General features: G+C 52.9%; 8 protein-coding genes, 1 rRNA gene and 1 pseudogene. All 10 read right to left on the bottom strand.

Annotated elements, in window-relative coordinates; translation table 11 throughout:
• Nucleotides 1-172 precede the first annotated feature (172 nt).
• Nucleotides 173-1,735 carry a PTS ascorbate transporter subunit IIC gene (gene ulaA / locus HF984_RS08220; RefSeq protein ID WP_168615195.1) on the bottom strand — a complete coding sequence of 521 codons (1,563 nt, stop codon included), beginning with the start codon at nt 1,733-1,735 and terminating at the stop codon, nt 173-175.
• 24 nt (nt 1,736-1,759) lie between these two features.
• Nucleotides 1,760-2,593, bottom strand: a complete 834-nt coding sequence (locus tag HF984_RS08225) for a PTS sugar transporter subunit IIAB (RefSeq protein ID WP_168615196.1) — start codon at nt 2,591-2,593, stop codon at nt 1,760-1,762.
• A gap of 119 nt (nt 2,594-2,712) precedes the next feature.
• Nucleotides 2,713-4,137: pseudogene (locus HF984_RS08230) on the bottom strand (amidase).
• A gap of 16 nt (nt 4,138-4,153) precedes the next feature.
• Complete coding sequence (gene recN, locus HF984_RS08240) at nt 4,154-5,863, bottom strand: DNA repair protein RecN (protein ID WP_168615199.1); 1,710 nt, start codon at nt 5,861-5,863, stop codon at nt 4,154-4,156.
• Nucleotides 5,863-6,798 (bottom strand): NAD kinase, encoded by a 936-nt coding sequence (locus tag HF984_RS08245; RefSeq protein WP_168615200.1) that lies wholly within the window; start codon nt 6,796-6,798, stop codon nt 5,863-5,865. The genes recN and HF984_RS08245 overlap by 1 nt, the downstream gene beginning before the upstream one ends.
• 88 nt (nt 6,799-6,886) lie before the next feature.
• Nucleotides 6,887-7,618, bottom strand: coding sequence for a TlyA family RNA methyltransferase (locus HF984_RS08250; RefSeq protein ID WP_168615201.1), 732 nt, complete (start codon nt 7,616-7,618; stop codon nt 6,887-6,889).
• 73 nt (nt 7,619-7,691) lie between these two features.
• Entirely contained in the window at nt 7,692-7,832 is a 141-nt protein-coding gene (locus HF984_RS08255) for a GTPase (protein ID WP_210729662.1), read from the bottom strand.
• Nucleotides 7,825-8,811, bottom strand: a complete 987-nt coding sequence (locus HF984_RS08260; RefSeq protein ID WP_168615202.1) for an HAD-IIA family hydrolase — start codon at nt 8,809-8,811, stop codon at nt 7,825-7,827. The genes HF984_RS08255 and HF984_RS08260 overlap by 8 nt, the downstream gene beginning before the upstream one ends.
• 5 nt (nt 8,812-8,816) lie before the next feature.
• Nucleotides 8,817-10,049: a tetratricopeptide repeat protein gene (locus tag HF984_RS08265; RefSeq protein ID WP_168615203.1), complete on the bottom strand. Its 1,233-nt coding sequence runs from the start codon at nt 10,047-10,049 to the stop codon at nt 8,817-8,819.
• A gap of 294 nt (nt 10,050-10,343) precedes the next feature.
• Nucleotides 10,344-10,460, bottom strand: a 5S ribosomal RNA gene (gene rrf / locus HF984_RS08270).
• Nucleotides 10,461-10,632: the final 172 nt, after the last annotated feature.

A 10,632-nucleotide genomic window follows, 5' to 3' on the forward strand; every position in this document is an offset into this window, starting at 1 on the left:
ACCCTTGCGACTGCCCAAAAGGACGCCGGTGTGCGGCGCCCTTAGTGGTTGGGGTGAATAGGTTCTTCTATCAGAAATATGGTGGTTTCGGTTAGCTGTCTGCGATCGGTGGCAACAGAAAGCTGACCGAATCCCCCATATTTCTAACAGCGTTTTAGATGAGCGATTACCCTTACTTCATCGGTGCAGGTGGTTTCGGTGCACCTGCGGGAGGTGCCAGCTTGGCAAACTTTATCTGCTGTGTTGGAGTAGCTGCGGTGGGCGCTGAGCTAGTGGCGGTGGCAGAGACGCGACGCGGCGCCGGATCCCAGCGACCATCCACAAATTTCTTCTGCACGACCATAGCAGCTGCCAGAAGAACAAGCCCAATACCAGCAATCAGAATAGTTCCTACAAACAGCCCTGCTTTAGCTGAGTAACCAATCAGAATACCGAACCAGCCAAAGTCAGCATCGCCAAAGGTTGTGTTTGCATCGCCGAAGGAGCCAAGCACCTTCATCAGAAGCGCCGGTAAGAAGGTCACCAGCAAGCCGTTGGCAAAAGCACCAGCGATTGCACCGCGTCGACCGCCCGTTGCGTTACCGTAGACACCTGCCGCGCCACCGGTAAAGAAGTGCGGCACAAGTCCAGGCAGAATTAGCGCCAGGCCAAAGATCGGGCCAAAGACAGTGCCGAGCAATAGCAGCCCAATCAGACCACCCACAAAACTTGAGATAAAGCCGATTAGCACTGCGTTTTGTGCGTAAGGAAAGACGATGGGCGCGTCCAAAGCGGGAATAGCACCGGGCACGACCTTTGCGGCGATGCCTTGAAAAGCAGGTACAAGCTCACCCAAAATGGTGCGTACACCAAAGAGAATAATGGCAACCGAAATACCAAACTGCAGACCCTGAGTTACAGCTTTCATGAGGTAGTTGCCGATGCCCGTGGCAGCTCCCGCGCCGGTAGCATCAGCGAACGATAGGAAAGCGGCCTCTGCACCGGAGCGTACCAAGAACATGATGGCAACCACTAGGTACATGAGAACCATAGAAAGTGCGGTAGCCACCATGGAATCTCGCAAAAAGCGCAGCCCCTCAGGCACTTTGATATCTTCGGTGGAACGGCTCTTACCTTTGGGATCCACCCAGCGTCCAACAGTTCCCGATACCACGTAGCCTGCGGTGCCAAAATGGCCAATAGCGATGCTGTCATCACCAGTAATTTTGCGGGTCCAGGGGTGGGCTAAGGCAGGTAGAGCAACCATTAAGATGCCTAGCAAAACTGCTCCAAGGCCAACGACTAAAGCGGTGGGCAGGTGTGCTGATGCGAGGACGATAGTGATTAGTGTTGCCATAAAAAGCAGGTGGTGTCCGGTAAGAAATACGTACCGCAAGTTGGTAAAGCGCGCCAAAATAATGGCCACGACAAAACCCAAAATCATGAGCCATGAGACCTGCGCACCGAACTGTTCTTGGGCGATACCGACAATAGCTTCGTTAGTCGGTACGACGCCTTGAACACCGAGTGCTCCCTCAATCATGAGTCCAAGGGGTGCTAGGGATTGGACGACCAGCCCTGCACCTGCGCCGATGAGTAAGAAACCCAGCGTTGCTTTGACGGCACCACCCAGTACCTGACCGGTATTTTTGCGCAATGCGGCCAGCCCGATGGCGGTGATGATGCCGATGAGAAATGCGGGAACGGAAAGGATCTCGTTCACCAGAAAATCTGCAATAGAAACTAGAGGATTCATTGAAGTTCCAAAAAGTAAAAATGTTTATACGTCGTAGAGTTCGCGCAGTGCCGCATCAATTTCTGCCTGTGAGGTGAAATCGTTGATGACGCGAACAGGCACGTCAACTTCGCCGAGGGTTTTGGCGATCTCCCCTGAGGTGAGAATGAAGTCTGCGTCGCTGGATTTGCCGCGGGCTGAGATAGTGTCGGTGGCTTCAACAGTGAGATAGGGCGACCACCCCCAGTAATCCAGTACCTGCTCTAAGGTGTTTTTGAGAAAGAGACTGCTTCCTAGCCCGTTGCCGCATACGGTGAGAACAAGGTTCTTTCCGGTACGAGTTTCTGCGGCGGTGCTACCGGATGCGAGCGCTTGAGATTCCGAGGACGCTGTGGCTTTTCCGTCCCGGGTCTCAGATGTCTCAGAGCGAATGTGAGCGTCGAAAACCGCCAGAATTTCATCTGCGGTGAGTGCTTTTTCAAGTGCTGTGCGCTTGTCTGTATTGGAAAGTACCTTGGCTAACTGAGCAAGAGCAGCTTGATGTTGATCGGCATTTGTCGCAGCAAGTGCCATTACTAAAGTGACGGGGTCGTTATTCGGGTGACCGAATTTCACCGGTTCTTGCAAACGCACCAGGGACATTCCGGTCGCTGTCACTGAGTTATCGGGGCGGGCATGAGCAAAAGCAAATCCCGGCGCAATGACAATGTAAGGGCCGTGCCGGTCCACGGAATCTATCATCGCTTGGGTGTAGCTAGGTCCGGTTATCTTCCTGTTCTCTAAAATCGTCCCGGCGCGGCGGATCGAGTCTTGCCAGGTACGTTCGTCAATTCCTAGCTCAATAGCGTCTTTGCTGAGTAGGTCACGTATATCAGACATGGTGATACCTTCGTTGGTTCGTGTCTTTTTGGACCTAGTGAGCCTAACACGGTTTGGGGGGGCTAACAGATAAGGTGGATCACACCTTACCGAACAGTTATTTCATTCTTAGCTGTTGGCTAGATAAGCGCTCGCTCCATCATTTCACCTAGCCAAAGTGCTAAAGTGTCGTATTCAGGGCGGGTGACGATAGTGATACCGACGGGTAAGCCAGCGGTCGTAAAGCCCACGGGTATCTGGATGCTGGGTGAGCCGGTGTTTGCACTGATATCGGCTGCCGCAGTGCCCGCCCAGTTTTTACTGGCGGTCTCAGCAGATGTCGCAAAAACCAAAAAATCTACCTGGTTTTCTGCGAGATATTCGCTGAATCGATGCTTGTTATCAGCCGTTTTACGCTTATTAGCATCGATGGTTGAAGCGTCGTATTCAGCATCGTGGGAGCGCCAATTCGCCACGGTTTCGTCGCTAAGAGTGCTCTTTTTCAGGGTTTGGACGCAGGTAGGAATCGTGTTCTGGTCAGGTGCTCGAAAAGAGGTATTGTGTAGGTAGCCATCGATACCGTGGGTGATGTCGGTGAAGTCGCTTCCTGAAAAGTGATGGGCAAAGTCGATACGGATCAGTTCAGTCAGCTCTTGATGTCTTGCCTGGATATTTTCAAATAAAAGAGTAGCTGCCTGTTCAACTAGTTGACGAACTTCTGTCTTATCCTGTCGGTGTTGACTTCCCGGCGTACCGACGGTTTCAAACGGCCATGTCAAAAACGTTCCGGTTAACCCCCTCGTTTTAATGTCTTGGTTGCCTAGCGCTAGGTTCAGTAGCCGAGCAATCGTGGAAGCATCATGGGCTGTTGAAGCCATAACTCCCACCGCGTCCTGAGCAGCAGACAGCGGAATAACGCCATCGGTACTGACGCTTCCGTGGGTTGGGCGAAAGCCTACTAAGGATACGTGTGCCGCCGGTCCTGTGATGGATCCGCAAGTGTCGGTGCCCAGCGCAAACGGGGCGTATCCGGCGGCAACAGCTACTGCGCTACCGCCGCTTGATCCCGAGGCACTCAACAAGGAATCAAAAAAATTACCAGTCGTTCCGCCCACAGTGGAGTGGGTAAAAGTACCATGTCAGGCGTACTCCGAGGTGTTAGCAGTGGCAAGCACAATAGCGCCGGCCTCTCTCAAGACTCTCACAGCGTTAGAATCATAGGTCGGCTGCATTTTTGCCAGGGACAAGTTGCCCGATGAATTCGGCAATTCGGAGGTACCGATGTTCGCTTTCACGATGAACGGCACACCGGCAAGAGGCCCTATCTGCTTCCCCTGAGCAAGACGCTCGTCGATAGCTCCTGCCTGCGCCAACGCGTCCTTATTGATATCAATAATTGCGTTAAACCTGCGCGATACATCGAAATCTTTTATTCGTTGCAGGCACTCCTGCACCAGGCTGAGGGAAGATCGTTCCCCTTCAGCAATCTCTTGAGCGAGTTCGTTTAGCCCTGTGCCCGCCCAACTACTTGGGGCAATAGGGGCAGGTATCGCGGTGGGAATCACGTTATTTTAAGGCACTTTACAGCTGACCGGCATCCTTGAGTAGCTCGCGCGCGTGCTCCTGGGCAGAAGCGGACTGATCATGGCCAGAAAGCATACGAGCAAGCTCAACAACTCGCTGTTCAGTAGATAACACCTCAACCTTGGATTGAGAGGCGTCATCATTCTTTAGTACAAGAACATGGTGGTCAGCGAACGCCGCCACCTGGGGCAGGTGAGTTACTACGAGCACCTGCACGTGCTGCGCAAGCATTGCAAGACGACGCCCGATCTCAATAGCTGCTTTACCGCCTACGCCTGAGTCCACTTCGTCAAAGATAAAGGTGGGAACGGGGTCGACTTCAGCCAGCACGACCTCAAGAGCCAGCATTACACGAGAGAGCTCACCACCGGATGCGCCTTTCCCCAGCGGGCGCGGCACCGCGTTCTTATGCGGTGCAAGCATAAAAGTTACGGTGTCTTTGCCGTGTGCTCCGAACTTTTCGGTCTGCTCAACCTCTACCACCAAGGACGCGTTGGGCATGGCAAGGGCTGTCAGCTCGTCAGAGACAGCCGCTGCTAGTTTCTTCGCGGCTTTGACGCGTAACTGGTAGAGTTCATCAGCCTGTTGGGTGAGATTCTCCCGCAATTCGCGTAGTTCACTCTCGAGTTCCTCGTTACGCGCGGGGTCATCGGAGAGTTGCTCTAGGCGCATCCGAGATTCTTCTGCCCACTCTAGAACCTCTGCAATATCTGCACCGTATTTACGGGTCAGCCCTTTGAGCTGTGCGCGGCGAGCTTCCACTTCAGCCAGACGTTCTGGGCCTTCACTGTCCAGCGATGCGGTATAGCTACTGATTTCTTCGACGATATCAGTAATGTTGATGAGCGCTTCGTTCAGGCGGTTAGCAATAGTTTTGAGGTCGTCATCAGCGTCTGCCTCATTCAGAATTGCTGATCGCGCAACGTCTAAAAGCCCTAATACGTTAGATTCGGTTCCGTCTGCGTACTCGTGCCCAGCCAGGGCTGCTGAGGCCGTTGTCGCTGCGATTCGCAGTGATTCCACGTTGGCGAGCTTTTGACTTTCTGCCTGCAAGCTCGTGTCTTCACCTTCAGCAGGGTTGACGCTATCGATTTCGGCGAGCGCCCCTTGCAGTGTCTGAGCCTCTAAAGCGCGGGCACGTGAATTTTCACGTACTTCTTTGAGTTCCGCGGCAGCTTCACGGTAGCGGTCATAGTTTTTTCGGTATTTTTTGAGGACGCGTGCAAGCTTGTCACCGGCGTAGGAGTCCAGTGCATGACGCTGTTCTGATGATGATTTCAGTCGGAGCTGGTCAGATTGTCCGTGCACAGCAACGAGGCTGTGGCCGATTTCTGACAGTGTACCGATGGGCGCGGATGCTCCACCCACGTGCGCGCGGGAACGTCCGGTTGAATTCACAGTGCGTGCCAGCAGCAGTTCAGCACCGTTCTCGTCCTCAAATTCTTCAATGAGCCCGCCGGCATCTTCGGCAAGGGCGATGGCTCGATGGTCTTTGGGCAGGCGAATCACAGCCTCAGCGAGCGCGCTTTTGGCGCCGTTGCGCACTGAGGACGCGTCGCTTCTGGCACCGAGCAACATACCAAGAGCAGTCACCACCATGGTTTTACCGGCACCGGTTTCACCGGTTAGCACCGAAAAACCGGGTTCAAGCGGTAGGCGGGCATCGTTGATAACGCCTAGATCGCGTAGATGAATTTCTTCAATCATTAGTTTTCCTCGATGCTTGTTGATGATGGTGAGGCATTACTTGGCCCGCGCCACCCCGTGGTCGGGAGCTCAAATTTACGAACGAGTCGCTCAGAGAACGGCGCAGGATGCATACGTGCCAGTCGTACGGGCTTACGTGAGCGCACGATTTCTACGCGAGTGCCAGGTTTGAGGTCGCGGGTGCGGCGGCCATCGCACCACAGAACACCGCCGACGCGGTTATGCGGCAAGATTTCTACGGCCATCATTGAACTTGGAGCTGTGACCAGGGGACGAGCAAACAAAGCATGAGCACTCAGAGGCACCAGAAGCATCGCATCTACAGTCGGCCACACAACCGGTCCGCCACCTGAAAAAGCGTATGCGGTTGACCCTGTAGGGGTTGCAAATACCACGCCGTCGCATCCAAAGGTAGAAAGCGGACGCCTATCAACTTCGATAGCAACTTCGAGCATCTTTTCGCGGTTGCCTTTTTCGACGCTGGCTTCGTTTAACGCCCAGTCAGTGAGAATCTTACGGTGGCCTTCCCACACATGAACGTCAATCGCCATACGCTCTTCAACGGTATATTTCTCGTTGACAATGTTTTCTACTGTTTCGGTGAGATCATATTCTTCAGCCTCGGCCAAGAATCCTACGTGCCCCAGGTTGACGCCAACCAGCGGAATATCAGTGTGTCGAATCTTCTCAGCAGCACGTAAGATAGAGCCGTCACCACCAAGAACTATGCCCAACTCGATATCTACAAGGGCTACTGTTTCACTCACGACCTCTACGGGAACGCAGTTATCCCAGCCAGACTGCAAAATCGCTAAGTCTTCTCGTTCCATGACCGGTATTAGTCCGGCCTCAACCAGTTGACGGCATACTGTTCGGGCTGCGTCACGAGCGTCTTCACGCCCCGTGTGCGCAAAGACCAAAATTTTACGGCTCATAAAGCATCCCTTACCGGTAAGATTCTCGTTAAGATCTGGGCTAATCCTTTACTAGGCTATTGCACTGCGCTGTTGTTTTTATGGATTTTTACTTACGAAACCACATAAAGAATTCGACATTGCCATCTTGTCCGGGCAGCGGAGATTCTTTAACAGCTTGCAGAGTCAGCCCGTGTCCAGTTGCCGATGCCGCTACCTTATCAACCGCTTGCTGATGTGCTTGCGGGTCGGTGACTACTCCACCGCGGCCGATCTGGTGTTTACCCACTTCGAACTGAGGTTTAACCATAAGAACCAAATCAGCACCTACTCGCGCAGAGTCAGAAAGAGCCTCCATGACGAGGGTGAGCGAGATAAACGAGAGATCAGAAACAACGAGCTCGGCTTCTCCCCCGATATCCCCCGGACGCATGTAACGTACGTTCATGCCTTCGTGGACGTCTACACGTTCATCTTCGCGAATACTTTGGACGAGCTGGTCATGTCCGACGTCAACGGCGACGACGCGTTGCGCCCCGCGCCGCAAAAGCACATCGGTAAACCCGCCGGTTGACGCGCCTGCGTCCAAACAGCGTTTGCCTGAAACTTCGATCTCGTCAAAGGCATCCAGTGCCCCCGCAAGTTTATGTCCGGCGCGGCTCACGTACTGGGTAATTTCGCTGTGTAAGACCTGCACATCATCAGTAGCTGATACCTTGTGCGAGGGTTTGGTAATCATCGCACCGTTCACTTGCACGCTACCTTCTTCAATCAGCTTGACAGCAATAGTGCGTGAACGCACTAGCCCGTTAAGAGCTAGGTACTTATCAATACGTTCCATGCGTGTTTCTTTCACGGTGAGATTAAAGGCGGTCACACTCTAGAGTGACCGCCCTTAGTTATATGCTTTTCTTTTACCGAAGATCCTCGCGAAGGTCTTCTGCCGTTTGGTCTAGTCTGGAGAGCCTTTCGATAGGATCCAAAGCCAGGATCGCTTCAAGTTCTTTCTCGAAATCTTTGAGCTCTTGGCCTTCGAGCGGTTCTGGGTTAGTCACGAGAAATATTTTCTGGTAGAATGGGCAATTCGTTATCGGGGTTTTGAGCCCACCAAGCGGCAGTAGCTGCGCGCCACCCATCGACGTCGTTTTCTGCAAAAATATTCAGGCTCTTACCGTCCACTTCAGCACGCGCGTCCGCACAGGTAGCGGTAAAACCTTTATCTGTTTTTTCTACAGACACCTGCGGGTACTCCTCAAAGAATTCGTCTAGCGTTTCGATGATGTAGGTCGGACGCTCAGCAGGTACGGCAGAGAGCACGCTCTCATAGGTTTCAACACCCGTCATGACCAGTGCCGTTGCCATGTGAGCGCGATTGCCGCCCAAAATGTCGGTGTCAAGTCGGTCACCCACCACAACGGGTGAAGAACTTTTCAGAGCTTTTGCAGCCGTCTCAAAGATAGGTGATTCTGGTTTACCCGCCACCAGAGGAGAACGCTTAGTAGCTGTTGCTACAGCGTTGACTAACGTACCGTTGCCCGGGGCGATACCGCGCTCTTTAGGGATTGTAAAGTCCGTGTTGGACGCCACCCACAGAACGTCGGCATCTGAAAGGGTGTAAGCAGCCTCTGCTAGGTTTTCCCATACCATCTTGGGGTTGAACCCCTGCACGACGGCTACAGGGGCCTCTGCCTGTGACCAGACGGGGGTTAGACCTGCAGCCTCTACACAGTCGGCCAGTGCCTGCGCACCGGTAATCAGGACGCGAGCCCCCGGCTCAAGGCGCTGAGCTAGAAGCTCCGCAGCAGCTTGGGCAGAGCTCACCACGTGATCAGCGTCAGTTTTGACTCCCAGCTCGATCAGGTGTTGAGCCACGGCGTCTACGCTTCGCGAAGCATTGTTCGTCACGAATGCTACCGGGGTGCCTTCTTCTTGTGCGCGGTTGAGCGCTTCGGGTGCACCTTCGATAGCGTAGGGACCAGCGTAGACAACGCCGTCTAGGTCAGACAGAATGGCATCGTGTGCAAAGAGCAACATTATGCTTAGTTCTTTCCTTCTTCGTTTTCTACAACGGTGAGGCGGTCTTCGGCAGCGTCTTCATCCGTATAAGAAAGAGCTTCCAGTACCTCAGGTTCGAGAGTGATGTCGTCGTCTACCGAGGAATCCTCAGTAATTTCTGATGTTCCTTCTTCTGAAGAGGGGTTCTCGGTATTCTCAGTGGGCTGTTCGGCTTCAACCTCTTTTTCTGATTCCTCGGACAAGTCTACGAACTTCTCTTCGGGCTCAAGCAGTTCCTGCTCGGTGAAGATATCGAAGATTTCAGGTTCAATGAAGTCGCCCTGTCCCAGTGCTGCTTCAGTCATCACTGCCAAGCGCATCCAGCTCTGTGCCTCTTTGCGGCGACCAGCTTCAGTGAGCAGATCTGCATAAGCGCTGAAGAGGCGGGGGCTGTATTCAAAACCGCGTTTTTTGTTAAGCTCTGGAATCTCTAATGCCTTGAGCGCTCCGTCAAGGTCTCCTGCATCATGTTTGATGCCTGATACTACGAGAGATACTTCTACGCGTGTGGCTGGTTGCAGCTCATCGTTGAGAGCTTCTTCCGCTAGTTCTAGAGCCTTTTCGATACGTCCTAGAGCGCGCTCATTATCGATTAGTAGAGCGATGTGCTCATTTGATCCCGAGATACGTCGATGTGTACGCAGTTCGCGCAGGGACATCTCAAAGTCTTCTGCTACGTATGCGGCGATGCCTGCTGCTTCTCGGACTGCAGCGATGCGTCCAGCGCGCTTGGTGGCGTACTTTGCGTGTTCGAGAGCGAACTGAGGGTCGATTTCGAGGTAGCGGCCAGCCATTACCAGGTGTTTAGCCACTGCTTCAGAATTTTGAGATTCAAGTGCACGTAGCTGGCGGAGAGTTGAGCCGTCTAGTTCTTTACCTGTTACGTCGGTATCGATATCGGGGCCAGTGACCTTCACAGGAGGTGTGTATGAGCCGTCTTCATGTTTTGTTCCACGACGCGCGTTGTTACCTTCTCCGCCTCGGCGACGGCCGCCGAAACGCTTATCTTCGTTGTGGGAGGTGCGCGCGTTCTTGTTGAACTTACGGTCGTTGTTGTCACCACGTTTACCGGCGTAACCGTCGCGATCGTTGCGACGGCGGTCGCGGTTCTCGTCGCGGTTGCCGAAAGAAGAGCGTTCTGATCGTTTTTTGAATCCGTTGCGTGAATTGTTGGATCCAAAATTCTTCTTGGAATCTCGACGCGAGTATTCAGCCAAAGGTGCTCCTCTATTGAGTTTATGTTTGGGCGGCTCTACTGCTGTAGAGCAAAGGCAATTAGGCTCTATTTTATACGTAGTTTGAGGACGCGAGAAAGCCCTGGTTTGAAACTGGGATGCGGTTTTAGGCACACTCGCCAGTGTTATATAGCAGCAAGACCTTTGTTGAAGGAAAACAATAGGTCCTACAACAGTAGTTGTAGGACCTATACGCTAGGATTTTTGGCTTAGCGAAAGTGTGGTTAAATGAAAAAAGACTGCCCAATAGGACAGTCTAAATTCATATTATTAAAAAACCCGCGGTGACCTACTCTCCCACACCCTCCAAAGTGCAGTACCATCAGCGCAAAGAGCCTTAACTACTGGGTTCGGGATGGAACCAGGTGTTTCCCTCTCGCTATAACCACGGAAAACCTAACAAACCCCAAAATAACAGGGCAGCGGGATTATTACCCGAAAACCGCATAGTGGACGCAACAACAACCAAACAACTATTCACACCAACCACCAAAAAATGATTGAAAAGTAAGCCTTCGACCTATTAGTACCAGTCAACTCCACACCTCTTCAGTCGGCGCTTCCA

The organism is Rothia terrae (assembly GCF_012396615.1).
GTDB classification, from domain to species: Bacteria; Actinomycetota; Actinomycetes; order Actinomycetales; family Micrococcaceae; genus Rothia; species Rothia terrae.

What these genes read in the sequence shown, in the direction of transcription:
- HF984_RS08225 (WP_168615196.1), bottom strand. Translation starts at nt 2,593, where the DNA reads ATGTCTGATATACGTGACCTACTCAGCAAAGACGCTATTGAGCTAGGA.
- HF984_RS08260 (WP_168615202.1), bottom strand. Translation starts at nt 8,811, where the DNA reads ATGTTGCTCTTTGCACACGATGCCATTCTGTCTGACCTAGACGGCGTT.
- HF984_RS08245 (WP_168615200.1), bottom strand. Translation starts at nt 6,798, where the DNA reads ATGAGCCGTAAAATTTTGGTCTTTGCGCACACGGGGCGTGAAGACGCT.
- recN (WP_168615199.1), bottom strand. Translation starts at nt 5,863, where the DNA reads ATGATTGAAGAAATTCATCTACGCGATCTAGGCGTTATCAACGATGCC.
- ulaA (WP_168615195.1), bottom strand. Translation starts at nt 1,735, where the DNA reads ATGAATCCTCTAGTTTCTATTGCAGATTTTCTGGTGAACGAGATCCTT.
- HF984_RS08250 (WP_168615201.1), bottom strand. Translation starts at nt 7,618, where the DNA reads ATGGAACGTATTGATAAGTACCTAGCTCTTAACGGGCTAGTGCGTTCA.